Raw genomic sequence first — 26425 nt, 5'->3', positions numbered from 1 at the left:
CCCGCCCGGCCGCCGGCGCGTGCCCGCCCGGGGCCCGCGCCGGGCCGGTTCGGCTCCCGCCTGTCACTCCGCGGGCGCCGGCTGCCCGCCGCCGCGCAGGAACGCCAGCTGCCCGTCGGCGACGTCCACCGTCACCCGGCTGCCCTCGCCGACCTGACCGTCCAGCAGCATCCGGGACAGCTGGTTGTCCACCTCGCGCTGGATGGTGCGGCGCAGCGGCCGGGCGCCGTACTCCGGCTGGTAGCCGCGCTGCGCGAGCCAGTCCACCGCCGCCTCGGTGAACTCCACGGCCACGCCCTGGGCGTGCAGCAGCCGCCGGGTCTGCTCCAGCAGCAGGTCGGTGATCTGCCGCAGCTGCTCGGTGCTGAGCTGCCGGAACACCACGACCTCGTCGATGCGGTTGAGGAACTCCGGCCGGAAGTGCTCGCGCAGCGGCCGCAGGATCTGCTCGCGCCGCGCCTCCTCGTCCGCCTCCGCGCCGCCCGAACCGAAGCCGATGCCGGCCCCGCGCCGGGTGATCGCCTCCGAGCCGAGGTTGCTGGTCATCACCACGACCGCGTTGGTGAAGTCCACCGTGCGGCCCTGGGAGTCCGTCAGCCGCCCGTCGTCCAGCACCTGCAGCAGGATGTTGAAGACGTCGGGGTGCGCCTTTTCCACCTCGTCGAGCAGCAGCAGCGAGTACGGGTGCCTGCGCACCACCTCGGTGAGCTGGCCGGCCTCCTCGTGCCCGACGTACCCGGGCGGCGCGCCCACCAGGCGGCTGACGGTGTGCCGCTCCTGGTACTCGCTCATGTCGAGGCGGACCATGCGGTCCTCGCTGCCAAACAGCGCCTCGGCCAGCGCGCGGGCCAGCTCCGTCTTGCCCACGCCGGTCGGGCCGAGGAACAGGAAGCTGCCGATCGGCCGGTCCGGGCTGGCCAGCCCCGCCCGCGAGCGCAGCACCGCGTCGGCGACCACCGACACCGCCTCGTCCTGCCCCACCACCCGCTGGTGCAGGTGCTCCTCCAGGCCGAGCAGCCGCTCGCGCTCCTCCTGGGTCAGGCTGCTGACGGGGATGCCGGTCTGCCGCGAGACCACCTCGGCGATCGCCTCGGCGGTGACCTCCAGGTGCTGCCCCTCGTCGGCCTCGCCGTCCCCGCCCGCCTCGGCGATGCGCCGCCGCAGCTCGGCGACGCGGTCGCGCAGCTGCGTGGCCTGCTCGTACCGCTCGTCGGCGACGGCCTGGTCCTTGTCGACCGACAGCTGCTTCGCCTCGCGCTCCAAGGCGCGCACATCGGTGCCCTTGGTACGGGCCTGCAGCTTCACCCGGGCGCCGGCCTAGTCGATCAGGTCGATCGCCTTGTCGGGCAGCCGGCGGTCGGTCAGGTAGCGGTCGGACAGCTCCACGGCCGCCGCCAGCGCCTCGTCGGTGTAGCGGACCTGGTGGTGGGCCTCGTAGCGGTCGCGCAGCCCGCGCAGGATCTCCAGGGTGTCGGCCACCGACGGCTCGGGCACCAGGATCGGCTGGAAGCGGCGGGCGAGCGCGGCGTCCTTCTCGATCCGCCGGTACTCCTCCAGCGTCGTGGCGCCCACGATGTGCAGCTCGCCGCGGGCGAGCGCGGGCTTGAGGATGTTGCCGGCGTCCATCGAGCCGCCCTCGCCGCCCCCGCCGGCGCCGACCACGGTGTGCACCTCGTCGATGAAGACGATCAACTGCTCGGAATGGGCCCGGATCTCGCCGACGATGCCGTTCAGCCGCTCCTCGAAGTCGCCCCGGTAGCGGGTCCCCGCCACCACGGCGGTCAGGTCCAGGGCGACCACCCTGCGGCCGAGCAGCACGTCGGGTACCTCGCCGTCGGCGATGTGCTGGGCCAGGCCCTCGACGATGGCGGTCTTGCCCACTCCCGCGTCGCCGATCAGGACCGGGTTGTTCTTCCCGCGCCGGGAGAGCACCTCGATGGTCTGCTCGATCTCCTGGTCGCGCCCGATCACCGGGTCGATACGGCCCTGCCGGGCCAGGTCGGTCAGGTCGCGGCCGTAGGAGTCCAGGGTGGGCGTGCCGGTGGCCTGCTGCGGCTCGGCGCCGGGCGGCGCGGCCTCCGGCCCCTGCTCGGGCGCCGCCCCCGCCGCGGCGAAGCGGGCCGCGTTGAGGATGTGCCCGGCGGCGGAGTCGGGGTTCGCGGCCAGCGCGGTGAGCACGTGCTCGGGGCCGATGTAGCCGGCGCCGCTGGCCCGGGCCACGTCGTGCGCGTCGAGCAGGGCGCGCTTGACCGCGGGGGTGAGGTTGATCGCGGTGGGGGCGTCCTCGGCCGGCGGCTGCTGGAGCGGTCCGGAGCGCTCGTCGATCTGGGAGGCGAGCGAGTCGGGGTCCGCGCCCGCCCGGCTGAGCATGCTGCGGGTGGGTTCCGCGGCGAGCGCGGCCCGCAGCAGGTGCTCGGTGTCCAGGTCCCGGCTGCCGTGGTCGGCGGCGTACTGCGCGGCGCCCATCACCAGCTCCCGGGCGGGCCGGCTGAGCAGCCGGCCGATGTCGACCTGGCGCGGGCCGGGGCGCGAACCGCCGAAGAAGCGGGCGAGGAAGTCGCCGAAGGGGTCGCCCTCCGGGCCGATGAAGCTGCTGGTCATCGCATTCCGTTCCGTCGCGTGGTGCGTGGGTCGGTGGCCGGGCCGCCCGCGGGGACCTTCTGCCGGTCCCGTGGAACCTTCTGCCGGGGGCCCGTGGCTGCGTTCGCGGCGGCATCCGTGGCCGCATGTGCGGGCGAGGAGTCACCCCCTACGGGTAACCAGGTGGGCCCGGCTCATGCAGGACGGCACGGGTGGACACGGCCCCGCCGGGCGGGCGCCTCGCCGTCCCCTGCCCGGCTCACGGCCCGGGCCGCGCCAACCCGGCCCGCACCGCCCGGGTTTGGGCCCGGAGGTCGGGGCAAGGCGCCCCGCGAGGAAGGGAGAACGACATGTCGACAGGAGCCGTCGTCGGAATCGTGGTGGCGGTGCTCGTCGTCGCCGCGCTCGTCGCCGCCTTCACCATGGCCCGCGGGAGCACCGGCACCGGCGGCCTCAAGCGCCGGTTCGGCCCGGAGTACGACCGCGCGCTCGCCCGGCACGACGGCGACGCCAAGGCGGCCCGCAAGGAGCTGGCCGGGCGGGTCAAGCGGTTCGGCGGCCTGAAGCCCACGCCGCTGTCCCCGGCCGACCGCGAGCGCTACGAGACGCAGTGGCAGGACGTGCAGGCGTCCTTCGTGCAGGAGCCCGGCCGGGCCGTGAGCCAGGCCGACCGCCTGGTCGGCGACCTCGCCGCCACGCGCGGCTTCCCGCCCGCCGACTCGCCCGAGCACCTGGACGCGCTGTCGGTCCACCACGCCGGCACCGTCCAGGGCTACCGCCAGGCGCACGCGCTCGCCGAGCACACCGTCGCGGGCGGCCGCCACGACACCGAGGACCTGCGGCAGGCGTTGATCGGCGCCCGCGAACTGTTCCTGGAGCTGCTGGGCGACACCCCCGCCACCGCCCCGCGCGAGGCGCCGCAGCCCCGCGGCGCGAACGGCGCCGAGCCCGCCCCCGGGCCCGCCGCCGCCACGAAGGCCGGGACCCGCATGCCCGAGCAGACCGGCAGCACCGAGAGCGCCGACAGGGCCGACCCCACCGAAAGCCCTGCGGCCGGGAACGCAGGGGAGCACGGCGGCCGCGGCACGCTCGGCCACCGCTTCGCCGCCCTGACCGGCGCCGGGCACAAGGACGACGGCCGCGGCGACCGCGCCTGACGGGCGGCGGCAGCCCATCAGCAGCAGCGCCCGCGCCGCAGCACCCAGGACCCCCGCGAGGAAGACGAGGCAGAAGACGATGAAGATCCGCCAGGGCCACGACAGCGCCCACCGAACCGAGCCTGCCGCCACGAGCGGGTCGGCGGACAGCACCGGGCGGGACAGCCGTACCGGGGACCGGATGAGCGCCCCGGCGACCCAGATGCCCCCGGACGCCCCGGCCCCGCCGCCGAGCGCGCCCACCGTGGCGCCCACGGCCGGCACCGCCGGCACCGAGCACCTCACGACGGGCGCCGCCGAGGAGACGGCGCCGAGCCCGACGACGACCCCGACCGCGGGCACCGACGGGGCGCGGCCCGACGCCGACGGAACGCGCGGCAGCGGCACGACGACCGGCACCGCGACAGGCACCACATCGGGGGACAGCCGGCTCGCCGAGCGGCTGGACCACGCCGTCGGCACCTTCGTGGACGACCCCCGGGGCGCCGTCGCCGAGGCTGAGTCCGTACTGGACGAGGCCGCCCGGCGCCTGGTGAAGATGCTGGAGGAGCGGCGCCGCTCGCTGCACGCCGACTGGCACCGCGAGGACGGTTCCCCGTCCGGCACCGAGGAGTTGCGGGTGGCGCTGACCCGCTACCGCGACATGGCGCACAAGCTGCTCGACCTGGCCTGACAGCGGCTGTTGCCGTGTCGAGCCCGCCCGGGCCCGCCTGAAAACACCGAACCCGCCCCGCACCGCCGGCCGCCGTCCCCCCTCCCCGGGCTCCAGGACGGCGGCCGGCGCGATCCCGCGGAATGGCTCGTACCGCCCGCGAAGGCTGAACCGGAGTTCGTGTATGCTCGCTTCAGTTGTCACATGACAACTGAAGCGGCTCGTCGTAAGGGCGCCGGGGAGGAATGAAGACCATGGTGTCATCGCAGCCGTCGGCTGACGACCTGCTGTCCCCGGACGTGGCGGCGGCCGGCGACGCCTGGATGTCGTGGGAACCCGGTGTCCTGCTGGTCGAGGACGACCCCGGCGACGCCCTGCTGGTCGAGGAACTCGTCCTCGACAGCGCCCTGAAGATCCGGCTGCGCTGGGCGCGCTCCATGGCCGAGGCCATGCGGGAAGCGGCCGCCGAGACGCCCGACTGCGTGCTGCTCGACCTCCACCTGCCCGACGCCCGCGGCGTCGAGGCCGTCTCGCGGATCCGGGCCCACGCCCGGCGCGCGGCCGTCGTCGTGCTCACCGGCCTCGCCGAGGAGGAGACCGGTCTGGCCGCGGTCGCCGCGGGCGCCCAGGACTACCTGATCAAGGGCCGGGTCGAGCCCGAACTGTTCGGCCGGGCGGTGCGCTACGCCATCGCCCGCAAGCAGGCGGAGCGGGCCGCGGCCGCACTCGAGATCAGCCGGCTGCAGGCCCGCGAGAACGCCCGCCTGGAGCGCGGCCTGCTGCCCCGCCCGCTGCTGCGCGGCCAGGGCGTCCACGTCGTCGCCCGCTACCGGCCCGGCCGGGCGCAGTCACTTCTTGGCGGCGACTTCTACGACATCGTGCAGGGCGCCGACGGCACCGTGCACGCGGTGGTCGGCGACGTCTCCGGCCACGGGCCCGACGAGGCCGCTCTCGGCGTCGCCCTGCGGATCGCCTGGCGGACCCTGGTGCTCGGCGGCGTCACCGGCAGCGAGCAGGTGAGCCGGCTGGAGGAGATCCTGGTCGCCGAGCGGGCCCGTGACGACGTCTTCGCCACCCTCGTCAGCCTCACCGCCGTGGCCGGCGAGGGCTCCGCCCGGGTGGTGCGGGCCGGGCACCACGGAGTGCTGCGCCGGGCCGGGGGCGTGGACTGGGTCGAGGTGCCCGGCGGCCCGGCCCTCGGCGTGATGCCCGGCGCGAGCTGGCCGGACGCGGACCTCGCGGTGCCGCCCGGCACCTCGCTGGTGCTCTTCACCGACGGCCTCTTCGAGGGCCACATCGGCCCCGGCCCCGAGCGCCTGGGCGAGGCGGGCCTGCTGGAACTGGCGCGGGAGCGGGCCGACCTTCCGCCCGCCGCTTTCGTGGACGGGCTGATCGGCCGCGCCGAGCAACTGGCCGAACCGCGCGGCGGTCTCGCCGACGACGTCGCCGTGGTCCACCTCGGCTGGCACTGAACACTTGAGGAGCAGGAGCACAACGTGGCGGACGTGAAGGGTGGGGCGCGGATCGGCGGCCGGCTGACCGTGCAGGGCTGGTTCTACCTGGTGCTGGCCCTCATGGTGCTGCTGGTCCTGATCGGCACCGCGGTCGGCGCGGGCCTGCTGCGCCAGACCTCCGAGGTGAGCGACGACCTGCTCCACCGCCTCCAGCCCGCCCAGGCCGAGGCACTGCGGCTGCAGGACGCCCAGGTCAACCAGGAGACGGGCATCCGCGGTTACGCCATCGCCGCCGACCGCGACTTCCTCACCCCCTACACCCAGGGCGAGCAGGACGAGTCGCGCTCGGCCGCCCGGCTGCGCGCGATGCTCGCCCACCGGCCCGACCTGCTCGCCGACCTCCAATCCGTCGAGCAGGCCGCGGCCGCCTGGCGGCGCGACTACGCGGAACCGCTGGAAGCCTCCGTCACCCCCGGCCGGCCCAAGACCCTCGACCGGCAGAACGCCGACCGCGGCAAGGCGGCCTTCGACCAGCTGCGCGCCAAGTGGGCCCGGCAGAACAGCGACCTCGCGCAGGCCATCCACCACGGGCAGACCCGGCTCGCCCACGAACGCGCACTGCGCAACTCGGCCCTGGCCGCCATGGTCGCGGTCTTCCTGCTGACCGGCATCGCCCTCGCGGTGCTGATCCGGCTGATGGTGGCCCGCCCGCTGGAAGCGCTGCGCTCGGCCTCGCGCCGGGTGGCGGGCGGCGACTTCAGCCACGTCATCACCGCCGGCGGACCCGCCGACCTGACCGCGGTGGGCACCGACGTGGAGGACATGCGGCGCCGAATCGTCGCCGAACTCGACGCCTCCCGCGACCAGCAGGAGATCCTCACCCGGCAGGCCGCCGACCTGGACGCCCAGGCCGTCGAACTGCGCAGGTCCAACGCCGAGTTGGAACAGTTCGCCTACGTCGCCTCGCACGACCTGCAGGAACCGCTGCGCAAGGTCGCCTCCTTCTGCCAGCTGCTGGAGAAGCGGTACGGCGACACGCTCGACGAACGCGGCCGCCAGTACGTCGACTTCGCCGTCGACGGCGCCAAGCGCATGCAGGTCCTCATCAGCGACCTGCTCACCTTCTCCCGGGTCGGGCGGCTCAACGACGAGCGCGCCCCCGTGGGCCTCGGCGAGGCCCTCGACAAGGCCCTGACGAACCTCACCGTCGCCGCCGAGGAGTCCGGCGCGCGCATCGACCGCCCCGAGCAGCTTCCCGAGGTCACCGGCGATCCCACGCTGCTCGCCATGCTCTGGCAGAACCTGCTGGGCAACGCCCTGAAGTTCCGCCACCCCGACCGCGCCCCCCACGTCACCGTGGCGTGCGGACCCGATCCGGACGTCCCCGGGGGCCTGCTGCTGTCCGTCACGGACAACGGCATCGGCATCCCCGCGGAGTTCGCCGACAAGGTGTTCGTCATCTTCCAGCGGCTGCACAGCCGCGACACCTACGGCGGCACCGGCATCGGCCTGGCGCTGTGCAAGAAGATCGTCGAGCACCACGGAGGCCGGATCTGGATCGACGCCGCCCACGACAGCGGCACCCGCGTCTGCTTCACCCTTCCGCCCGCCGGCACCGTCACCCCGGATGCCGCCGGCGCGCCCACCGAGGAAACGGCACTGACATGACCCTCCCCGCCACTCCCGTCGACGTCCTCCTGGTGGAGGACGACCCCGGCGACGAGCTGATGACCCGCGAGGCGTTCGAGGACAACAAGATCGGCAACACCCTGCACGTCGTACGCGACGGCGAGGAGGCCCTGGACTTCCTCTACAAGCGCGGGGAGCACACCGGCGCGCCACGGCCCGACCTGATCCTGCTCGACCTCAACCTGCCCAAGTACGACGGCCGCCAGGTCCTGGAGCGCATCAAGTCCGACCCGGAGCTGTCCCACATCCCCGTCGTCGTCCTCACCACCTCGGCGGCCGAGGAGGACATCCTGCGCAGCTACAAGCTCCACGCCAACGCCTACGTCACCAAGCCCGTCGACCTGGAGCAGTTCATCGCCGCGGTCCGGCAGATCGACGACTTCTTCGTCCAAGTGGTGCGCCTGCCCGGCCGCACCACCCTGTGAGCGGCGGCCGGTGAGCACCCCCGTGAGCACCCGGTGAGTATCCGGTGAGCACGGCCGCCGCCGCACCCGGCGGGGCAGCGGCGGCGGTCGGCTCCTTCATCGAGGCAGGTCAGCGTCCATGCCAGTCAAGACACACCACGAGCGCGTCGTCGTCCGGTGTCGGCGTGCCGCGGTAGCCGGCCAGCTCGCGCAGGATGGCGCGCGGCACCTCGGCCGCGGGCAGCAGCCGGGTGGACAGGATCGCCCGGGCCAGGGCCGCGTCGCCGTACACCTCGCCGCCCTTGGGGGAGGCGACCGCGTACACCCCGTCGCTGGCGAAGACCAGCCGGTCACCCGGCATCACCTGGAACTTCTGCGGCACGTAGTCGGTCTCCTCGAACATGCCCAGCGGCAGCTGAGCGTCCAGGCCGACCCGCTCCACGGTCCCGTCGCGCAGCCGCAGCAGCTGCGGCGAGCCGGCGTCCACCGCCCACGCCTGCCCGGTGGCCAGGTCGAAGTCGAACATCAGCACCGACAGGTAGCAGCGGCCCCGGTAGTGGGCGTACAGCGCCTGGTCGGCCAGGGCCGCCTGGTCGGCGATGGGGAGGTCCGCGCGCCGCGCGTTGCGCAGGGCGTTGATCGCCAGGCTCGTCAGCAGCGAGGCCTCTATCCCCTCGCCCATGCCGTTGGTGACGTAGAGCATCAGCCGGTCCGCGGTCGCCGACCAGTCGAAGTTGTCGCCGTAGACGGTGTAGGCGGGCTCCAGCTGGGCGCCCAGCTCGTACTCCGGGCGCGAGCAGGAGCGGCCCGGCAGGAGCTGCCACTGCATCTCGGCGGCCAGCGTGAGCCGGTCCTTGCGACGGGCCTGGTGGTAGAGGTCGGTGTCCCGCTCGGCGACCAGCACCTCGTGCGCCAGTATGTCGGCGATCTCCGCGAGTTCGGCCAGGTACTCGTACGCCTCGTTCCGGCCGGGCAGGTCCAGGCTCAGGATGCCGAGCCGGTCACCGCGGGCGCTGACCGGCAGGTGGACGCGCGCCTTCCCGTCCGGCAGGTCCGCCACGAAGGGCTCCTGCGCGGCGAAGGCCCGGCCCTCGGGCGTGTTGTGGACCGACACCGGCGGCCCGGGGTGCTGCGCCTCGGCCACGCTCTGCAGCACGGTCAGGCTGTAGTCGGCGAGCAGCAGGTCCACCTGTTCGGCCGCGTACCCGCGCCCCAGCTCCCGCCGGGCGGCGTCCAGCAGCTCGTGCGGTGCTGCCGTGCGCACCGCCCGCTCGACGGCCATGAATCTGTTCACGTTCGTTGATATGCCATTCTTCCGCCGGACGCACGCATCCCCCGGCCGGTTACCGGCCGCGCGTGTCGTCCTCCCGTCCCTATCCCTGTCTGTGCGTGCGGCTAGTACGCTCAGAGGCGTCCCTGTGCCTGCGAGAGTGTGACCGTGACGTTTTTCCACCCCCGTCCCGAGCCGGATGAGGTCGCGCGCGTGACGTCCACGGCTGCGGAGCTGCTGGAGGTCTTGTGGGGGCGTGCCTCCACCGCTCCCGCCTCGGCGTCCCAGCTGCGCGTCCTGCTGGTGCTGGAGCACCAGGAGGGCATCAACCTGCGCACGCTTGCCGACTTCCTCGGCTCCACGCCGCCGTCGACCAGCAGACTGTGCGACCGCCTGCTGGCGGCCGGGTTCGTGGAGCGGGAGGTGAGCGCGGCCGACCGGCGGGAGATCCGGCTGTACCTGAGCACCAGGGGCCGGGCCTTCCTCGCCGACCTGCGCGCCCGCCGGGAGCAGGCGCTGCGCGCCGTGCTGGAGCAGATGGCGCCGGCCGGCCGCAGCGCGCTGCTGACCGGCCTCGAGGCCTTCTGCGTCGCGGCCGCCGCCCAGATCCACGACGCCGCCGACGCCTCCGACAACGCCTCCGACAGCCGGACCGCCTGACCCGGCACGGCACTCGGGCCGCCGGCGGACGCCCCCCTCGCCACGTGTCCCGGGCCGGCGAACGGAGCGCTCTGCGCGCACCGAGACATGCCAGTTCCTTTCCCCACTGCCACGACGTCGCTACTTTCTTGCCTGAAGGTCATAGTTGTCAAACGGCAACGGTTCTCCTGGGCGGTCGGGCACCCCGCGTCGTGCCTCGCCCTGCGCGTCGCGGGACCGTCGCAGCTCAGCGAGCGGTTCCGGCCTGCGTCGATGCCGGTTCCGTGGGGACCTGCCGGGCCGGGAATGTCCGCTGTGCGCAGGTGGTGGCCGCGGCGGGTGCCCGGCCGGGAGGCCATCGCCCCGCACGCGTCCGTCCCGCCGGATTGTCCCACGCGGTGACGTGACTCGGTGCCATCACGTTGGTACGGTGTGACGGTACCGAGTCACATCATGTGGGGTGGAGCCATGGGCCGATGGGAACCGGGCACGGGGGAGCGGCTGGCGCGGGCCGCGCTCGACCTGTTCGCCGAGCAGGGCTACGGCGGCACCACGGTCGACCGCATCGCCGAGCGCGCCGGGCTCACCAAGACCACCTTCTTCCGTCACTTCCCCGGCAAGCGGGAAGTGCTCTTCGCGGGCCAGGAGGCGCACCACCGGCGCTTCGTCGAGGGGATCGCCGCCGCGCCCGCGACCGCCACGCCCCTGGAGGCCGTGGGCGCGGCCCTCGACGCTGCCACCGCCCCCGTCACCCGTGCGCAGCGCGCCATGGGGGCGCGGCTCGAAGCGGTCGTCGCGAGCACCCCCGAACTGCGGGAGCGCCAGGCGTTCAAGCGCGCGGCCCTGGCGGCGGACCTCGCCGCGGCGCTGCGGGAGCGCGGGGTCCTGGACCCGGCCGCGAGCCTGGCCGCCGACCTGGCCGTGCGCGCGTTCACCGGAGCGTTCTCGCGGTGGTGCCGGCGGGGCGAGGCCAGGACCCTCGGCGAGATCGCCCGGCAGGAGCTGCGCGAACTGCAGATCGCGATGGCCGCGCTGGAGTAGCGGCCGGCTGCGGGGCCGTGCGCGGCTGCGGTCGCTGCGATGGAGCAGCGGTCGGCTGTGGGCCGTAGGTGGCTGAGGTGGCCGCGGGGCCGTAGGCCGGCCCGCCAGTATCTGCGGCGGCCCGAGGTGGCCGGGACTCTCACCGCTTCACCCGTCCCCGCACCGCCAGTGCGGCCAGGCCGAGCAGCACCGGCTCGCCGATGCGGGAGAGCATCTCGATCACCGTGCCGGGCGTGGTGAGGTTCTGGCCGCTGGAGCGGAACACCACGCTGTTGACGACGACGAGGGCCGCCTTGCCGCTGTCCTCGGCGCAGCCTCGTGTTTGCGTGGCGCTGGCAGACACGGCCGATCGCTTCACTTTGCGAGCGGGCACGTGGGCGCGTCAGCCACGTTGAGCTCGGCCTCCGCCGAGGGCGCGCTCACCGGGAGCGATGGGCCGCCCGCAGCCACACGCCAGGAAGCCGCCGTCCACGGCGAGGTGCGCCCCGTTGGCTACAGCAGGCGACCTCGAAGGCGGGAAGGGGACCGCCACCGCGCTCTCCTCGCCGGTGCCGACCCGCACCATCGGAACCCCGCGTTCTGGGCGGGGTGGCCAAGGGACGCGTCCGTCGGGGGGTGGATAGCCTGCCTTCATGGTGACGGGCGAGGGGACCGAGCAGATCGGTGCCGATCTTGAGGGGCAGGGCTGGGGCGCGACGCGTGCCTGGGTGGAGAAGGGGCTGTCCGGGGGAGAGCGCATCGAAGAAGTCGTGCGGCTGCGGGGCGGCTGGACGTCGGAGATGCGCCGCCTGGGCATCTGCGGACCGGACGGTCGACGCGCACTGGTCCTGCGGTCCTTCGTCAAGCCCTTCTTCGTTCGGCACGCGGAGGGCCTGCTGAACCGCGAGGCAGCCGTTCTGCGCCTGCTCGGCGACACGGACGTGCCCGCGGCCACGCTTGTGGCGGTGGACGCGACTGCGCGGTACTGCGACCATCCCTCCTTGCTGATGTCCCTGCTGCCCGGGACCGTGCGCCTGGGCGATGAAGGGGCCGATCGGCGTGCCGACCTGTTGGCCCGCGAGCTGCTGCGCATCCACCGTCTGCCGGTGACCGCGGAGGCACGGCCTCGCACCTATCAGGCGTGGACCTCTCCCGAGCGGGTGAGCCCGCCCGAGGACACCGAGCGGCCCGAACTGTGGCGACGGGCCGTGGACGTCATCCGGCGCGAGCCCCCGGATCACCGGGCCTGCTTCCTGCACCGGGACTTCCATCCCGGCAATGTCCTCTTCACGGGTGACGGCGACGACCTGCGGATCAGCGGCATCGTCGACTGGGTGGAGACGTCCTGGGGACCCGCCGACCTGGACGTGGCCCACTGCTCGACGGCCCTGGCCCTGCTGCACGGGGTTCCCGCGGGCATGAACTTCGCCGACCGCTACCTCGCGGCGGGAGGGACGCCGGCCGAAGACCGCGCCGCTCATCTCTATTGGGGGCTGCTGGACGCGTTGGCCTTCGCTCCGGACGCCGAGAAAGTCGCCGTCCCCTGGCGTGAGGTGGGCCGTACCGATCTGACCCCCACCGTGTTGACCAGGCGACTGGAGGGATACCTCCAGGCCCTTTTCGACCGCTATGCCTGAATCCGGATCGGCGGCCTGCGGGCTGGGCTGTCTGCAGAAAGGAGACCTGCGGTCGGCGGCCCTGTCACGCCGCGCATCCCCGACTCCTGAGCGTCCCTCCGCCCTGCGGCGGCCAGGCCGACGAGCCGGGCGACAACAACAGGCAGGGCAGGCGGGCCGACGAACCTGTCCCGGCCCGGTGAAGGGCACCGGCCTAGGATGGAGATCGCTTCGACCTTTCGGGAAGGTCGAACAGGACAGAACGGCGGATCCCCGTGACCGTGCTCGCCACCTTCGCCCGTGTCCACGTGGACGACCTGGACGCCGCGCTGCCGACGTTCGTCGCCCTCACCGGCGAGCAGCCGCGCCTGCGCTTCAGCTACGGGGAGCTGGAACTCGCCCGCATCGGCGGGTACTTGCTGCTCGCCGGCAGCCCCGAAGCCCTCGCACCGTTCCGCGGCACCCAGGCCACCACGATCGTCGACTCCCTCGACGGCGTCCTCGACCTCGTCCGGCGGCACGGCGGCGACATCCTCTCGGGCCCCAAGGACGTCCCCACCGGCCGCAACCTCACCGTCCGCCACCCCGGCGGGGCCACGATCGAGTACGTCGAGTTCCACGAGGAAGCCCGCGCGACCCTCGGCTGACCCCACACGGCGCGGACCGCCCACCGGCTGCCCGCGCCGCACCGTCACAACCCGCCGTACCCCGCCGTCACGGTGAGACGTAGCAGGACTTCACCACCGAGTAGAGCGGGTCGCCGAACACGTCGTTGGAGCATTCCACCGAACCGCCCGTCACCTGCCGGACGCTGAACGCCCCGTTCTGCCCGTAGGCGACCTGGTGGGTGCCCGGCACCGTGCAGGCACTGCCCTCGTCGGCGCAGCGGGTGTAGCCGCTGGGGCCGCCCAGCGGCGCCAGGCCGCAGGACTTGAGCGTGTTGTAGTCCGGGTCGCCGCCGAAGGAGGCCGTCGTGCACGGCACCGGGCCAGCCGCGACGCTCTGGTAGACGTAGCCGCCGGGCGCGCCGTAGGCGATCATGCCGGGGGCGGTGGCCGTGCAGACGCCGTGCTCGCCCGCGCACGTGGTCCACCCGGCGGGCAGCGCCGCGGCCGGCAGCGCGGAACGGGTGGCCACCGTGGTGGAGAAAGCGGTGGAGCGCCCCGCCTCGGGCGTGAAAGTGGCGCCCGAGTCGCTGCTGTACCCCTCGCCGGAACTCGGGTACGCGAACGCGTCGTTGTGGACCATCCCGTAACACCCCACGGCGTTGGCCGACTTGACGACGATTCCGTAGCGGGTGCCGGCGGTGACCGTGATGTTCGGGTACACCGTCACCGGGTGCGGCGACCAGCCGATCGAGTAGGACGGCACGACCGTGTGGAACAGCGCGCCGCCGGTCGGGCGGAACGAGCTGTCGGCGGTGTAGAGGTCGATCTCCAGACCCGCGTCCGGATAACCGCTCTGGAACGTGGTGTACGAGGCCGAGGTGAGCGTGCCGGTGCGGCCGGCGACGAAGGTCTGCACACGGGCGATGTTCCGGCCGATGTCGCACCAGGACCGGAAGCCGTCGGCGCCCGCGGACTGGTCCTGGTCGGGCGCGGGCCGCTGGGCGCCCGCCGACCCGCTCGCCAGGTCGAGCGAGAAGTTCGGCACGCAGGAGATGGGCTGGATGGAGCCGTCGGAGCCGAAGGACAGCGGCGCCCAGAAGTAGTTCGCCAGCGCCTCGTTGGCCGCGCCGTTGTTCCACAGGTCGCTGGCGTAGAGGTAGGCGGTGCCCGACGTGGTGGGGATCGCGGAGACGAACGCCGGCTGTCCCCCGCAGGAGTTCGTGGTGACCTTCGTCCCCGCCGACCACGTCCCCAGCGGCGAGGAGGCCGTCCGGTACGAGGTGCCGGTGCCGCCGCAGTAGCCGCAGTTGGGGTCGGAGTAGGTCAGGTAGTACGTGCTGCCGCGCCGGAAGAGCGCCGGCGCCTCGGTCGCGCTCTGGTGCAGCCGGACGTACGCGCCGGTGCCGGTGAGGTAGTCCGCGCTGAGCCGTTCGACGACGATGTCGCCGCCGCTGCGCCAGTCGGTGTACGCGAGGTAGGCGGTGCCGTCGTCGTCCACGAAGACGCTGTGGTCGCCGTTGTTGACGCCCCCCACCGGGGCCGAGTTGTTCACCGCCAGCGTCGGCACGGCGGCCTCGGCGAACGGGCCGGTGGGCTGGGTGGCGGTGAAGACGCGGTAGCCGACGCTGTTGTCGTAGACGTTGATCCACAGCACGTAGCGGGCGGTCGCGGCGTCGTACACCACGTGCGGGCGGAAGCAGCCGTACGTGCTGCCGTTGCACCGCGTCTGCCAGGTGCTCGACGTCCCGTCGAAGAGGTAACCGCGGTCGTCCCAGTGCACCAGGTCGGTCGAGGAGTACACCTTGAACCCGCAGAACGGCGTGCCCGCCTGCTGCCAGCGGTAGCCGCAGTCGTAGGAGGTGCCGTAGAGGTAGTACACCCCGCCGAAGACGGAGATCTCCCCGTCGTGGGCGTCGACCGCCGCGCCCTGCGTGTCGAATCGGACGAGGGGGTCGCCGGCGCTGTCGGAGTTCGTGACCGTCGTCCGGTACGAGGCGGCCGCGGCCCCCGCGCCAGGCGACGAGGCGGCGGGTGCGGGCGGGCCGGCTGCGACGGCAGTGGGGGCGGTGGCCGCGGCGAACGCGGCCACCATCGCGGTGACCAGCAGGGCGAGCCGACGGAACATGGCACCTCCGATTGAAGGTCGAGTGGGGGGTGAATCGTTTCAATCGGGCGCCGACGTAAGGCAAGCGGCTGGCGCGGGGGACAGGTGTCGACGGCGGCCCCGAAAGCGTGCGGAGAGCGCTCCCGTGCGTCGGGCATCAGTGTGGGTGGAGGGCGTGTCCACGTCAATGCCTCGGCTCCGGCGGCCGGACCGGGGGCCGCCTCGAACTCCCGGCCCGTGCACACCGGTTCGGTGCGTGGTGGGTTGTGGGGCATCCGGGGCCGTGCTACGTTCACGGCCGTTTCCGGGGCGTCGAATCAGTTCGACGGCTCCGCGGCGCGACGTCGGGAGTCGGTCCATGACGGTCACCATCGCGGATGTGGCGCGGCACGCGGGCGTGTCCCGCAGCACCGTTTCGTACGTGCTGAGCGGGAACCGCAGCATCTCGGCCGAGACGACCAGGCGGGTGGAGCGCAGCATCAAGGCGCTGGGCTTCCGGCCGCACGCCGGGGCCCGCTCGATCCGCACCCGCCGCACCGGGGTGATCGCGATGGGCCTGCCGCTGGTGTACGGGCCGCACAACCAGGTGCAGATGCCCTACGTGTGGGCGGCGCTGACGGCGGCGCAGGAGTGCGGCCTGAAGATGCTCATGCTCACCGACGACGACGGCGAGGCGGCCATCCGCGACACCGTCGCCGGCGCCCTCGTGGACGGTGTCATCCTCATGGAGGTGCAGCGCCGCGACCCGCGCATCCCGCTGCTGGCCGGGCTGGAGTGCCCCGCGGTGCTGGTCGGCACCCCCGACGACCCGCTGGGCCTGCCGCGTACCGACTTCGACTTCGCGCTCGCCGCCCGCGGCTGCGCGGACCACCTGCGCGAGGCCGGCCACAGTGCCGTCGGCTACCTCGCCCAGGGCCCCGGCGCCTTCGAACGCGACATCGCCTACGCGCTGCACGCCCGCGAGAGCGTTATGGACGCGCTGCGCTCGCGCGGGCTGCACGGCGAGTGGGCGCCCTGCGAGCCCACGACCGAGGGCGTGGTGAGGGCGCTGGACGACCTGCTCGCCCGCAGCACCCGCCCGACCGCGCTCATCGTCTACAACGAGCGCGCGCTGACGCTGGTGACGGACCGCCTGGCCGGCCTCGGCGCCCGGGTCCCGCAGGACATCTCCGTCATCGCGATCTGCACCGACGACGAGGCCGACCGGTACGACCCGCCGCTGACCTCGGTGTCCCTGCCCGCCGAGGAACTGGCCCGCACCGCGGTACGGCTGCTGGCCCGCCGGATCGAGGGAGAGGAACTGCCGAGCGCGACCCTGCTGGCGCCCGCGCTGAAGGTCCGCGGCAGCACCGGCCCCCGGCGGAAACGGGGGCCCTGGGCCGGGCCGCAGCACGGGCCGCCGGACCACTCGGCCTGAGCCGGACCTTGACCTGGATCTGGACCCAGCGCCTGGACCCTGCCCACCTCGGCCTGCGCCCGGGCCACCCCGGCCCGCCACCGGCCCCACTGCACCTGCCACCGGCCTCGTCCGGGCCTCATCCTGGGCCAGGCTCCCCGGCCCGGCTCCCTGGCTCGGACCTCCCCCCGGACGGACCGACCTTCGACCGGTCGGCACCGTCCCGGCCCCGCACGCCCCGTCGCAAGGCCCCCGTTGGCCGTCCACCGCCCGTCCGGCGGCCCCAGGCGGGGCTGCCCCTTCCGGTCGGGGCGAGCCGGTCCCCACCCTCTTCGCCGTCGAATTGATTCGAAGCTTCTCCGCCCATGCAAAGGCCGCCGCCGCGCTGCTCGTCGTCGCCCGACGGCGCCTTCAAGGACCGGACCACCCCGCCCGTGCACGTACGCCTTCGAGGAGACCACCTTGCCGCCCGCCTTCACCCGCACCCCGAACCGGCTCCAGTGGCGCCACGGCCACCACGTGCTGGAGATCGAACCCTGGGGCCGGGACAGCGTCCGCGTCCGGGCCGGCATGCACCGCGTCGCGGACGGCCTGCCCGGCGCCCTGGACCACCCGGACACGCCCGACCCGGCCGGCACCCCCTGCGCCATCGCGATCGACGCCGGGCGCGCCGTCCTGCGCAACGGCCTGCTGGAGGTGGCCGTGGACGCCGCCGACGGACGGGTGACCGCCTTCCGCACCGACACCGGGGCGGAACTGCTGCGCGAGGAGCCACCGCACTTCTGGTGGCCCGGCGCCCGGCACTTCGAGGCCGCGGGCGGCGGCACGTACCGCATCGAGCAGCGCTTCGCGGCCTACGACGGCGAGCGCCTGCACGGCCTGGGCCAGCACGGACACGGCCGCTTCGACAACAAGGGCACCGTCCTCGACCTCCAGCAGCGCAACGGCGAGGTGACCGTGCCGTTCGCGGTCTCCAGCCGCGGCTACGGCTTCCTGTGGAACAACCCCGCCGTCGGCCGGGTGGAGTTCGCCGCCAACGGCACCCGCTGGGTCGCCGACCGGGCCCGGCAGATCGACTACTGGCTCACCGCCGGCCGCACCCCCGCCGACATCCTCGCCCGCTACGCCGACGCCACCGGCCGCGCCCCCGCCTTCCCCACCTGGGCCTCCGGCCTGTGGCAGAGCAAGCTGCGCTACCGCGACCAGGCCGAACTCCTGGGCGTCGCCCGCGAGTACGCCCGGCGCGGCCTGCCGCTGTCGGTGATCGTGGTGGACTACCTGCACTGGCGCCACCTCGGCGACTGGGACTTCGACCGCCGCGACTGGCCGGACCCGCGCGCCATGGTCGACGAACTGCGCGCTCTCGGGGTGGAGTTGGCCGTCTCCGTGTGGCCCTCGGTCAGCCCCCTGTCCACCGGCTACGCCGAACTGCGCGACGCGGGGCTGCTGGTGGCCACCGACAGCGGCGCCGCGGTGCACGCCGAGTGGCCCGACGTGGAAGGGTCGAGCGAGGGCATCGGGGTCGCCTTCTACGACGCCACGAACCCCGCCGCCCGCGCCGCCCTGTGGCGCCGGCTGCGGGAGAACTACCACGAGATCGGCATCAGGGCCTTCTGGCTGGACGCCTGCGAGCCGGAGATGCGCCCCGGCCACCCGCACAACCTGCACTACGCCGCCGGCCCTGGCGCCGCGGTCGCCAACCTCTACCCCCGCGAGCACGCCCGAGGCATCCACGAACACCTCACCGAGCAGGGCGAGACCGAGGTGCTCTCCCTCGTCAGGTCCGCGTGGGCGGGCTCGCAGCGGTACGGGGCCGCGCTGTGGTCCGGCGACATCCCCGCCACCTTCGAGGCGCTCGCCGGCTCCGTCCGCGCGGGCCTGAACGTCGCCATGAGCGGCATCCCGTGGTGGACCACCGACATCGGTGGCTTCCACGGCGGCGACCCGGACGACGAGGCGTACCGCGAACTGATGGTGCGCTGGTTCCAGTTCGCGGTCTTCTGCCCGCTGCTGCGGCTGCACGGCCACCGCGAGCCCCGCGTCCACTCCGGCGCCGTGGGCACCGGCGGCGGCCCCAACGAGATCTGGTCCTACGGCGAGCGCGCCGAGGCCGCCATGACGGCGGGCCTCCACCTGCGCGAGCGGCTGCGGCCATACCTGCACGCCCAGTTGGCGGCGGGCCGCGCGGCCGGACTGCCGCTCATGCGCCCGCTGCTGCTGGAGTTCCCCGGCGACGAGGCCGCCTGGGACGTCGACGACGCCTTCCTGTGCGGACGGGACATCCTCGTCGCGCCCGTGCTGCGGGCCGGCGAGCGGACCCGCACCGTGTACCTGCCGTCCGGTGCCGACTGGACCCACCACGCCACCGGCACCCGGCACACCGGCGGGCAGACCGTCACCGTCCCGGCCGGGCTGGACTCCGTGCCCTTCTTCCTCCGCGACGACGCCGACCCCTTCGCGCCGGCCGCCACCCCGGCCCCCTGACCGGTACCGACCCGTACACCCGACCCCCCACCGGGAGGACCGCATGAGCCGCACTTCTGCACACCGACCGCCCACCGACCCCGTCGGCCGCGCCCGCAGCCCGCGCACGCGCCACCGCTTCGGCCGGACCCGCCTGCTCGGCGCGCTGGCCCTGCTCACCACCGCGGTCCTCGGTGCCGCGTGCCTGACGCCCGGCACCGCCCAGGCCGCCGGCGGCACCGTCACCGTGGACCTGTCCGCCCAGGGCGCGGCCCCCAACGGCGCGGGCGCAGGCTTCCTCTACGGCCTCAGCCAGGACGGCTCGGCCCCGGCCGACTCCCTCCTCCAGCCGCTCGCGCCCACCCTCTTCCGCGGCGGCGGCGCCCGCATCGACGGCGGCGGCTGGCTCGGCGACGGCTACCGCGCCGGCAGCGGCTACCGGGCCCGGCTCGACTCCGCGCTCGGCCAGGCCCGCCGGGTCACCGCGGCGCCCTACCACGCCGCCTACCACCTGCTCGTCTCCGACGTGTGGGGCGCCGACACCACCCAGCCGGCCACCACGGTCTACCCCTGCGACAACGGCGACTGCTCCAACTGGACCTCGTTCATCGACCAGTTGGTCACCGACGTCAAAGCCTCCGGCGTCCCCGTCTCCTACGACATCTGGAACGAGCCGGACGGCACCGGGTTCTGGCAGCGCGGTGTCAACAGCGACCAGTACTACCGGATGTGGGACACCGCGGTCCGCGAGATCCGCCGGCTCCAGCCGTCGGCGACGATCGTCGGCCCCTCCTACAGCGGCTACAACCACGGCTGGCTGGACGACTTCCTCGGCCGCACCAAGAGCGACGGCACCCTGCCCGACACCGTCAACTGGCACTTCGGCACCGACCCCGCCGCCGACGCCGCCGACGCCCGGGCCCTGCTCACCGCCCACGGCATCACGCAACTGCCGCTGACCATCAACGAGTACCTCTTCTCCCAGCAGCAGAACGCCGGCTACACCGCCTGGTTCCTCGACCGCCTGTCCGCCTCCGGCGTCAGCGCCGCCGCGCACGCCATCTGGAGCGACTGCTGCGGCGCCGGCACCCTGGACTCGGTGCTGGCCGGCGGGCAGCCCACCGGCCAGTGGTGGGTCTACCGGGCGTACGCCCAACTCGGCGGGAAGCTGCTGGCCGCCAGCGGCGGCGACGGCGTCGCGGTCGCCTCGGCGGCGGACGCCGGCGCCCAGCGGGTCCTCGCCCTGGTCGGCAACAACTCCGGCCAGGGCGGCTCCACCGCACTGGACTTCACCGGCCTCGGCGCCACGCCCTACCTGCTGCACGACGGCGCCGTGCACGTCACCGTCCAGCGCATCCCCGACCAGAGCCCGCTGACCGCCCCCGCCACGGTCTTCGACTCCGACGTGTCGCCCTCCGGCGGCACCGTGCACGTCCCGCTCACCCTGGTCAGCGGCACCGACGCCTACACCGTCGCCCTCACCCCGGGCAACGGCACGACCGGGCCCGTCACCGGCACCGTCACCATCGACGGCAACGACACCGCCGCCGGCGACACCGACCACTTCACCTACGGCGCCAACTGGGGCCTGACCACCGGCGTGTCCGACATGTACGACGGCACCGCCAACTGGTCCTACGTCGGTGGCGCCGCGGCCTCGCTGCACTTCACCGGCAGCAAGGTCGTGCTGCACGCCGTCCGCGACGTCGACCAGGGCCGGATGTCGCTCGCGCTCGACGGTGGCACCCCCGTCACCGTCGACGACTGGGCACCGAGCCGCAACGCCTCGGGCGTCGTGTGGACCAGCCCCCAACTCGCCTCGGGCGCCCACACGTTGACCATCACCAACACCGGCGCGCACAACCCGGCGTCCAGCGGCGACAACATCGCGGTGGACAGCGCCGACATCACCATCCCCTGAACGGCGCTCGCCACAACGGGGCGCCGACCCGCCGGCCCTGAACGGCGGGGCGGCGCCCCGCGCTCACCAGTTCGCCGCCCCCGCCTGGGCGCGCAGCCGGGCCGCGTCCTGGGCGGGCGGCAGACCGTAGACGCCGCGGTACTCCCGGTTGAACTGCGTGGCGCTGCGGTAGCCGACCGCCTGCGCGGTCGAGGCCGCCGTGGTGCCGCCCGCGAGCAGCCGCCGCCGCGCCTCCAGCAGCCGAAGGTGCTTCTGGAAGCGCATCGGGCTCATCCCCGTGGTCGCCTTGAAGTGCCGGTGCAAGGTGGCGGTGCTCATGTGCGCCCGCGCCGCGAGGTCCTCCACGGAGACCGGCTCGGCGTAGTGCGCGGCGATCCACGCGGCCACCGCCCGCACCCGGGCCGCGGCGGAGTCCGCGGGCATGCACTGCCGCAGCAGCGGGCCCAGCGGACTGCGGAGCAGCCGGTAGAGGATCTCGCCCTCGACGCGGGGCGCCAGCGCGCGGATGTCGCCCGGGGTGTCCAGCAGCCGCACCCAGCGGAGGACCGCGTCGGTGATCTCCGGGTCCATCGGCGCCACGATCTGCCCACCCTGCGGCACGGGGGAGTCCGCCGGCTCCCCCTCGTCCAGCTCGACCAGCAGCGTGGCCAGCGCCCCGCCGTCGATGTGCAGCACCACCGAGCGGTAGGGGACACGCTCGAACGTGGCGGTGACCGGCAGCACGATCGAGTTGAGGAACATCTGCCCCTGCCCGACGACCCACGACAGGTCGCCCGCCACCGTTCGCTTGGACCCCTCGACGATGAAGCAGACCATCGGCTCGTACAGCAGCGGGACCGGCGCGATGAGGTCGTCCAGCGCCACCAGGGTCAGATGCGGCACCGCAGTCCCGCCGCGGTCCAGGCCGCCGCTGTGCCGCGAGACGGCGTCGGCGAGTGCGTCGAGCATGGCGTCCTCCCCTTCCGGGACCGGGGCCCGGTGAGACGATCAGGCAATCCTACGCGATCGCTGCCCCATGACCGCGCAGGTGGGCCGGACCTAGCGTCGAGAGCATGACGCAGAACGACAAGAACCTGCCGACACGCACGCTCGGCACGCAGGGCCTTTCCGTAGGGGCGATCGGCCTGGGCACCATGGGCATGACCCTCGCCTACGGCGCCCCCGACGTCGAGGGCGGCACCGCGGCCATCCGCCGCGCCCACGACCTCGGCGTCACCCTCTTCGACACCGCCGAGCTCTACGGCATGGGCACCGGCAGCAACGAGCGGCTGCTCGGCCGCGCGGTCGCGGACTTCCGCGACGAGGTGGTGATCGCCACCAAGTTCGGCTTCGACCTCAGTGACCCGGACAACGTAGGGGCCGCGTTCGACAGCAGGCCCGAGCACATCCGCGAGGTGGCCGAGAACAGCCTGCGGCACCTGGGCACCGACCGCATCGACGTGTTCTACCAGCACCGCGTGGACCCCGACGTGCCGATCGAGGACGTCGCCGGCACGGTCGGTGAGCTGATCGCTGAGGGCAAGGTGCGCTGGTTCGGCCTCAGCGAGGCCGGGCCCGACACCATCCGCCGCGCCCACGCCGTCCACCCGGTCTCCGTGCTGCAGACCGAGTACTCGCTCTACGAGCGGGCCGTCGAGTCCGACGTGCTGCCGGTGCTGCGGGAGCTGGGCATCGGCTTCGTGCCCTACTCGCCGCTCGGCCGCGGCTTCCTCACCGGCGCGGTGCGGCCGGCCGCCGCCTACCCGGCCGACGACATGCGCAGCTGGGACGACCGCTGGCAGCCCGGCAACTACGAGCGCAACCTCGCCGCGACCCGCGAGCTGACCGCGCTCGCCGGGACGCTCGGCATCACCGTCGCACAGCTCGCACTCGCCTGGCTGCTCGCCCAGGGCGAGGACATCGTGCCGATCCCCGGCACCCGCAGCCCGCAGCGCGTCGCCGAGAACACCGCGGCCGCGCACGTCACCCTCACCGCGCAGGACCTCGCCCGCATCCAGGAAATCCTGCCGCACGGCGCGGCCGGCTCCCGCTACCCGCAGGCGATGATGCCCACCTGGTAGGCCCGGTCGCCCGCTGCCGCCGCCCGCCTCGACGCCCGGGCGGGCGGCGGCAGCGTCACAAGGCGTCGCCGGCACGGCAGCGCAGAGTGGCATTAGCAGCCAGGGCTGCCCGGCGAACCGCGGCGGCAGGCGCGGCCGGACGCCGGGCGCGGTGGGCACCGCCACGGCCGCCCGCCCGGCATGTCCCATGGCCGGGCGGACCGGTCAGCGGAACGGGTCGCCGGCCGGGCGGCCGGCGCCGGGGCGGGTGTTCAGCGACCACACGTGCGTGCAGCGCGGGCACTGCAGATGGACCACCGGGCCCTTGTTGGCGAGCAGGTAGCGCCAGTGCTCGGCGCAGTTGCGGCGGCCGGCGCAGTCCGCGCAGTGGCGGGCGTCGTCGCAGACGGGACAGGCCACCCAGGCGCGGCGGGCGGGGTCGGCCTGAGGGTCAATGGGCAGCCGCACGGCCCTGCCCCTCGTCCGGCAGGACACCGGCCGCCACCAGCAGGTCGTAGGTGCGCTGCTGCTCGGCGTCCAGGCCCGAGTAGAGCAGGGCGTACGCCGCCTCCTCGTCGCGCAGCTCGGCCGCCGGGTCCCAGTGCGGCCCGAGCGCGGCAACGACCTCGGCCCGCCGCCGGGCCTCCTCGAAGGTCAGGTCGATCGCGAAGGGTATGAGGCCGCCTGTGGTGTCCTGGCTCATGGTGAGACTTCCCGATTGCATTGGTACGTCTCCTCCATCCGTACCAGGCACCGCAGGCACAGGGAAGGGCGGCCTGAGCCGCCGCCCTCCCGCGCTCCGGCCGGGGACACCCGCACGTGCCGCGATCCGCTGACACCGATGGGCCGTTGGCCACGGGACGTGGAGCCGCCCGGCCCGCCGCTGTGACCCACTTCACGGCCCACGGGCCTGCCCGGGCGGCACCGCCTGTGGCGTCGCAGCGGCCGCAGGCCCTGGGGTGGGTGGGGTGCGCGTGATTCGTGTGCAAGTCCTTGACGCCGCCCTGGGCACTCGGTAGACAACAGGCTGACACCGAGAGAGCGCTCTCAAGAGCTGTCCTCACCCCCCACTTCCCTCCTTGGGACAGGAGATCGCAGTGTCCAGTGCAGAAGAACCCCGGCAGGAAACCCTCCTGCCCCATCCGCCGGGTCCCGGTCACCGGGCCCGGCGGACCCGCGCCCGGACCGCGCTCGCGGCGCTGGCCGTCGGCGCGCTGAGCCTGGCCGGCCTGGCGGTCGCCACCGGCTCCGGCGCCGCCGCCCCCACCACGCACACCGTCGCAGCCGCGAAGGCCGCCGCCGCGCCGAACGCCGTACCGGCGCCCCCGTCCGGCTTCACCACCACCTGGAGCGACGACTTCAACGGCGCCGCAGGCACCGGCGTCCCGTCGTCCACCTGGAAGTACGACACCGGGCCGGGCAGCAGCTTCGGCACCGGCGAGATCGAGACGATGACCAACAGCACCTCCAACGTCTACGAGGACGGCAACGGCCACCTCGTGCTGAAGGCGCTGCACTCCGGCAGCGACCCGCGCTCGGGCTGGACCTCGGGCCGGATCGAGACGCAGTCCTCGTCCTTCGGGGCGCCGCCCGGCGGCGTGGTCATGATGCAGTCCTCGATCCAGCAGCCGAACCTGACCACGGCCAACGGGGCCGGCTACTGGCCCGCGTTCTGGATGCTCGGCTCCACGCTGCGCACCGGCACCAGCTGGCCGACCTCCGGCGAGGTGGACATCCTGGAGGACATCAACTCGCGCAGCTCGGTCTTCGGCACGCTGCACTGCGGCACCAACCCCGGCGGCCCGTGCAACGAGTCCACCGGCATCGGCTCGGGCGAGCACGCCTGCTCGGGCTGCCAGACCGGCTACCACACCTACGCGGTCCAGATCGACCGCTCGGTCTCGCCCGAGCAGATCCGCTGGTACCTCGACGGCCAGAACTACTTCACCGTCAAGGCCAACCAGGTGGACGCCACCACATGGGCCAACGCCGTGGACCACCCGTTCTTCATCATCTACGACCTGGCGATGGGCGGCGGCTTCCCCGACGCCTTCGGCGGCGGCCCCAACTCCGCCACCGTGTCCGGCGGCCAGATGAACATCGACTACGTCGCCGTCTACAACAAGGCCCCCGGCGGCAGCGGTTCGACCGGCACCAACCTGTCGCAGGGCAGGACGGCGACCGCCTCCTCGACGGAGAACTCCGGCACCCCGGCCTCGGCCGCGGTGGACGGCAACACCGGCACCCGGTGGTCCAGCGCCTTCTCCGACCCGCAGTGGCTCCAGGTCGACCTCGGCTCCACCCACACCATCAGCCAGGTGAACCTCGACTGGGAGGCGGCGTACGCGAAGGCGTTCCAGATCCAGACGTCCACCGACGGCACCAACTGGACGACGATCTACTCCACCACGAGCGGCACCGGCGGCAACCAGACGCTGAACGTCTCCGGCTCGGGCAGATACGTCCGCGTCTACGGCACCCAGCGCGCCACGCAATACGGCTACTCGCTCTACGAGTTCCAGGTCCTCGGCAGCTGACCCCCACCCCGGCTGCCACCCCGGCCCGGCCCCGCGCCTGCTCGCGGGGCCGGGCCGTTCGCGTACCGACGGGCGGGCGCCGCCCTGTGCCGGAGGGAGGCTACGGCGTCCTTGCCGGGGCCGCCGCACGGTGCCGGGCGGCGTACCGGGTGCCGGGAGAACGTCGTCTTCCGCGACGGGCGTGCCACGGGCCTGATCGACTTCGACCTGGCCGCGCCCGGGCACCCCCTGTGGGACGTCGCCATGACCGCCCGCGACACGGGGGCGTCGGCCGCGGGGTCGCGGGTCTCGTCGAACCGTTCCGGGACGGGCAGGCCACGGCAGACCACTGGCGGTCCGCGGAAGGCCCGCGGGAGAGCTACGTCAAGGACGGGTCGGTCGGGCCGACCGGTTGTGCCGCCTCCGCGTCCAGCAGTTCGCTCGCCGACCGGTGGATCTTGGCCAGCGCGCTCATGAGGTGTTCGCGCTCGGCCGCGGTGAGGGATTCGGTGATCCTCTCTTCCAGCAACCGCCGTTCGTTCTCCACCGGTTCGCGCAGCGCACGCCCGGCGTCGGTGAGGTGGAGCCGTACGAGGCGGTGGTCCCGCTCGTCCCGACGCCGGGTGATCAGTCCGGCCTCCACCATGCGGGCACTGACCTTGGTGACGGCCGGCGTCGTGACGTTCGCGGCGGCCGCGATCTCCCCGGGGGTGCGGCCGTCCTGCTCCCAGAGCGCTGCCAGCAGGTGGTCCTGTCCGAGGCGCAGCCCATGGCGCCGTATCGCGGCGTCGGCCGCCGCTCGGATCGCCTTCGTCGTCCTGCCGTGCAGGTCGAGGAATTCGGGCACCAGGGGCCTCCGGGGGAGTCAGACCGACGGGTGGCGGGGTCGTCGGGCGT

Annotated in this window: 21 protein-coding genes and 2 pseudogenes; 15 read left to right on the top strand and 8 right to left on the bottom strand. The window is 73.8% G+C overall.

Annotation, left to right across the window (positions count from 1 at the left end; translation table 11 throughout):
* Window positions 1–63 precede the first annotated feature (63 nt).
* Window positions 64–2601: pseudogene (locus BLR33_RS00555) on the bottom strand (ATP-dependent Clp protease ATP-binding subunit).
* 329 nt (window positions 2602–2930) lie between these two features.
* Between BLR33_RS00555 and BLR33_RS00550 the strand changes: the two are divergent.
* The 5 genes from BLR33_RS00550 to BLR33_RS00530 all read left to right on the top strand — a co-directional run bounded on the left by BLR33_RS00550 (window position 2931) and on the right by BLR33_RS00530 (window position 7957).
* Window positions 2931–3737, top strand: a complete 807-nt coding sequence (locus tag BLR33_RS00550; protein WP_093782218.1) for a hypothetical protein — start codon at window positions 2931–2933, stop codon at window positions 3735–3737.
* 79 nt (window positions 3738–3816) lie between these two features.
* Window positions 3817–4410: a hypothetical protein gene (locus BLR33_RS34620; protein ID WP_093782217.1), complete on the top strand. Its 594-nt coding sequence runs from the start codon at window positions 3817–3819 to the stop codon at window positions 4408–4410.
* Window positions 4411–4643: 233 nt separating this feature from the next.
* Entirely contained in the window at window positions 4644–5861 is a 1218-nt protein-coding gene (locus BLR33_RS00540) for a PP2C family protein-serine/threonine phosphatase (protein WP_093782216.1), read from the top strand.
* A gap of 102 nt (window positions 5862–5963) precedes the next feature.
* Window positions 5964–7511: a sensor histidine kinase gene (locus BLR33_RS00535; RefSeq protein WP_093782685.1), complete on the top strand. Its 1548-nt coding sequence runs from the start codon at window positions 5964–5966 to the stop codon at window positions 7509–7511.
* The gene (locus tag BLR33_RS00530) at window positions 7508–7957 is read left to right on the top strand and encodes a response regulator (protein ID WP_093782215.1); all 450 of its coding nucleotides are present in this window, start codon (window positions 7508–7510) and stop codon (window positions 7955–7957) included. The genes BLR33_RS00535 and BLR33_RS00530 overlap by 4 nt, the downstream gene beginning before the upstream one ends.
* Window positions 7958–8066: 109 nt before the next feature.
* Here the strand turns inward: BLR33_RS00530 and BLR33_RS00525 are convergent, their stop codons facing one another.
* On the bottom strand, window positions 8067–9218 hold the full coding sequence (locus BLR33_RS00525; protein WP_093782214.1) for a PP2C family protein-serine/threonine phosphatase: 1152 nt from the start codon (window positions 9216–9218) through the stop codon (window positions 8067–8069).
* Between the two features lie 150 nt (window positions 9219–9368).
* On the opposite strand from BLR33_RS00525, the gene BLR33_RS00520 reads away from it, so the two are divergent.
* Window positions 9369–9866, top strand: a complete 498-nt coding sequence (locus BLR33_RS00520) for a MarR family transcriptional regulator (protein WP_093782213.1) — start codon at window positions 9369–9371, stop codon at window positions 9864–9866.
* A gap of 447 nt (window positions 9867–10313) precedes the next feature.
* The gene (locus BLR33_RS00515; protein WP_093782212.1) at window positions 10314–10886 is read left to right on the top strand and encodes a TetR/AcrR family transcriptional regulator; all 573 of its coding nucleotides are present in this window, start codon (window positions 10314–10316) and stop codon (window positions 10884–10886) included.
* Between the two features lie 139 nt (window positions 10887–11025).
* On the opposite strand, the gene BLR33_RS00510 is transcribed toward BLR33_RS00515, so the two are convergent.
* Window positions 11026–11229: a hypothetical protein gene (locus BLR33_RS00510; protein ID WP_093782211.1), complete on the bottom strand. Its 204-nt coding sequence runs from the start codon at window positions 11227–11229 to the stop codon at window positions 11026–11028.
* A gap of 289 nt (window positions 11230–11518) precedes the next feature.
* On the opposite strand from BLR33_RS00510, the gene BLR33_RS00505 reads away from it, so the two are divergent.
* On the top strand, window positions 11519–12502 hold the full coding sequence (locus BLR33_RS00505; RefSeq protein WP_093782210.1) for a phosphotransferase family protein: 984 nt from the start codon (window positions 11519–11521) through the stop codon (window positions 12500–12502).
* Window positions 12503–12756: 254 nt separating this feature from the next.
* Entirely contained in the window at window positions 12757–13128 is a 372-nt protein-coding gene (locus tag BLR33_RS00500; RefSeq protein ID WP_093782209.1) for a VOC family protein, read from the top strand.
* Window positions 13129–13195: 67 nt separating this feature from the next.
* On the opposite strand, the gene BLR33_RS00495 is transcribed toward BLR33_RS00500, so the two are convergent.
* On the bottom strand, window positions 13196–15214 hold the full coding sequence (locus tag BLR33_RS00495; RefSeq protein ID WP_218136581.1) for a family 43 glycosylhydrolase: 2019 nt from the start codon (window positions 15212–15214) through the stop codon (window positions 13196–13198).
* Window positions 15215–15551: 337 nt separating this feature from the next.
* Here BLR33_RS00495 and BLR33_RS00490 point away from each other — a divergent pair, with 337 nt between their 5' ends.
* The 3 genes from BLR33_RS00490 (at window position 15552) to BLR33_RS00480 (ending at window position 20973) form a co-directional block, all read left to right on the top strand.
* The gene (locus BLR33_RS00490) at window positions 15552–16610 is read left to right on the top strand and encodes a LacI family DNA-binding transcriptional regulator (protein WP_093782208.1); all 1059 of its coding nucleotides are present in this window, start codon (window positions 15552–15554) and stop codon (window positions 16608–16610) included.
* A gap of 441 nt (window positions 16611–17051) precedes the next feature.
* Complete coding sequence (locus BLR33_RS00485; protein ID WP_322987079.1) at window positions 17052–19073, top strand: glycoside hydrolase family 31 protein; 2022 nt, start codon at window positions 17052–17054, stop codon at window positions 19071–19073.
* 43 nt (window positions 19074–19116) lie between these two features.
* Window positions 19117–20973, top strand: a complete 1857-nt coding sequence (locus tag BLR33_RS00480; protein WP_107408821.1) for a beta-xylosidase — start codon at window positions 19117–19119, stop codon at window positions 20971–20973.
* A 63-nt stretch (window positions 20974–21036) separates the two neighbouring features.
* On the opposite strand, the gene BLR33_RS00475 is transcribed toward BLR33_RS00480, so the two are convergent.
* On the bottom strand, window positions 21037–21921 hold the full coding sequence (locus tag BLR33_RS00475) for an AraC family transcriptional regulator (RefSeq protein ID WP_093782207.1): 885 nt from the start codon (window positions 21919–21921) through the stop codon (window positions 21037–21039).
* 104 nt (window positions 21922–22025) lie between these two features.
* On the opposite strand from BLR33_RS00475, the gene BLR33_RS00470 reads away from it, so the two are divergent.
* The gene (locus BLR33_RS00470) at window positions 22026–23033 is read left to right on the top strand and encodes an aldo/keto reductase (RefSeq protein ID WP_093782206.1); all 1008 of its coding nucleotides are present in this window, start codon (window positions 22026–22028) and stop codon (window positions 23031–23033) included.
* 204 nt (window positions 23034–23237) lie between these two features.
* Here the strand turns inward: BLR33_RS00470 and BLR33_RS00465 are convergent, their stop codons facing one another.
* Both BLR33_RS00465 and BLR33_RS00460 read right to left on the bottom strand, forming a co-directional pair.
* Window positions 23238–23480, bottom strand: coding sequence for a hypothetical protein (locus BLR33_RS00465; RefSeq protein ID WP_093782205.1), 243 nt, complete (start codon window positions 23478–23480; stop codon window positions 23238–23240).
* Window positions 23464–23715, bottom strand: coding sequence for a DUF6400 family protein (locus BLR33_RS00460; RefSeq protein WP_093782204.1), 252 nt, complete (start codon window positions 23713–23715; stop codon window positions 23464–23466). Before BLR33_RS00460 ends, BLR33_RS00465 begins: the two co-directional genes overlap by 17 nt.
* Before the next feature lie 394 nt (window positions 23716–24109).
* Between BLR33_RS00460 and BLR33_RS00455 the strand changes: the two genes are divergently transcribed.
* Together BLR33_RS00455 and BLR33_RS36865 are read left to right on the top strand one after the other, a co-directional pair.
* Window positions 24110–25549: a discoidin domain-containing protein gene (locus BLR33_RS00455; RefSeq protein WP_218136580.1), complete on the top strand. Its 1440-nt coding sequence runs from the start codon at window positions 24110–24112 to the stop codon at window positions 25547–25549.
* A gap of 150 nt (window positions 25550–25699) precedes the next feature.
* Window positions 25700–26005: pseudogene (locus BLR33_RS36865) on the top strand (phosphotransferase); the annotation flags it as partial.
* Here BLR33_RS36865 and BLR33_RS00445 read toward each other — a convergent pair.
* Entirely contained in the window at window positions 25908–26375 is a 468-nt protein-coding gene (locus BLR33_RS00445; protein ID WP_093782203.1) for a MarR family winged helix-turn-helix transcriptional regulator, read from the bottom strand. The pseudogene BLR33_RS36865 and the gene BLR33_RS00445 overlap by 98 nt on opposite strands.
* Window positions 26376–26425: the final 50 nt, after the last annotated feature.

Origin of the sequence: Actinacidiphila guanduensis (genome assembly GCF_900103985.1) — a bacterium.
In the GTDB taxonomy this organism is placed as follows: Bacteria; Actinomycetota; Actinomycetes; order Streptomycetales; family Streptomycetaceae; genus Actinacidiphila; species Actinacidiphila guanduensis.
The sequence above is the reverse complement of the archived record's forward strand: the minus strand, read 5'-3'. Positions and strand labels throughout refer to the sequence as shown.

What these genes read in the sequence shown, in the direction of transcription:
- BLR33_RS00550 (WP_093782218.1), top strand. Translation starts at nt 2,931, where the DNA reads ATGTCGACAGGAGCCGTCGTCGGAATCGTGGTGGCGGTGCTCGTCGTC.
- BLR33_RS34620 (WP_093782217.1), top strand. Translation starts at nt 3,817, where the DNA reads ATGAAGATCCGCCAGGGCCACGACAGCGCCCACCGAACCGAGCCTGCC.
- BLR33_RS00540 (WP_093782216.1), top strand. Translation starts at nt 4,644, where the DNA reads ATGGTGTCATCGCAGCCGTCGGCTGACGACCTGCTGTCCCCGGACGTG.
- BLR33_RS00535 (WP_093782685.1), top strand. Translation starts at nt 5,964, where the DNA reads ATGGTGCTGCTGGTCCTGATCGGCACCGCGGTCGGCGCGGGCCTGCTG.
- BLR33_RS00530 (WP_093782215.1), top strand. Translation starts at nt 7,508, where the DNA reads ATGACCCTCCCCGCCACTCCCGTCGACGTCCTCCTGGTGGAGGACGAC.
- BLR33_RS00525 (WP_093782214.1), bottom strand. Translation starts at nt 9,218, where the DNA reads ATGGCCGTCGAGCGGGCGGTGCGCACGGCAGCACCGCACGAGCTGCTG.
- BLR33_RS00515 (WP_093782212.1), top strand. Translation starts at nt 10,314, where the DNA reads ATGGGCCGATGGGAACCGGGCACGGGGGAGCGGCTGGCGCGGGCCGCG.
- BLR33_RS00505 (WP_093782210.1), top strand. Translation starts at nt 11,519, where the DNA reads ATGGTGACGGGCGAGGGGACCGAGCAGATCGGTGCCGATCTTGAGGGG.
- BLR33_RS00495 (WP_218136581.1), bottom strand. Translation starts at nt 15,214, where the DNA reads ATGTTCCGTCGGCTCGCCCTGCTGGTCACCGCGATGGTGGCCGCGTTC.
- BLR33_RS00490 (WP_093782208.1), top strand. Translation starts at nt 15,552, where the DNA reads ATGACGGTCACCATCGCGGATGTGGCGCGGCACGCGGGCGTGTCCCGC.
- BLR33_RS00480 (WP_107408821.1), top strand. Translation starts at nt 19,117, where the DNA reads ATGAGCCGCACTTCTGCACACCGACCGCCCACCGACCCCGTCGGCCGC.
- BLR33_RS00475 (WP_093782207.1), bottom strand. Translation starts at nt 21,921, where the DNA reads ATGCTCGACGCACTCGCCGACGCCGTCTCGCGGCACAGCGGCGGCCTG.
- BLR33_RS00470 (WP_093782206.1), top strand. Translation starts at nt 22,026, where the DNA reads ATGACGCAGAACGACAAGAACCTGCCGACACGCACGCTCGGCACGCAG.
- BLR33_RS00460 (WP_093782204.1), bottom strand. Translation starts at nt 23,715, where the DNA reads ATGAGCCAGGACACCACAGGCGGCCTCATACCCTTCGCGATCGACCTG.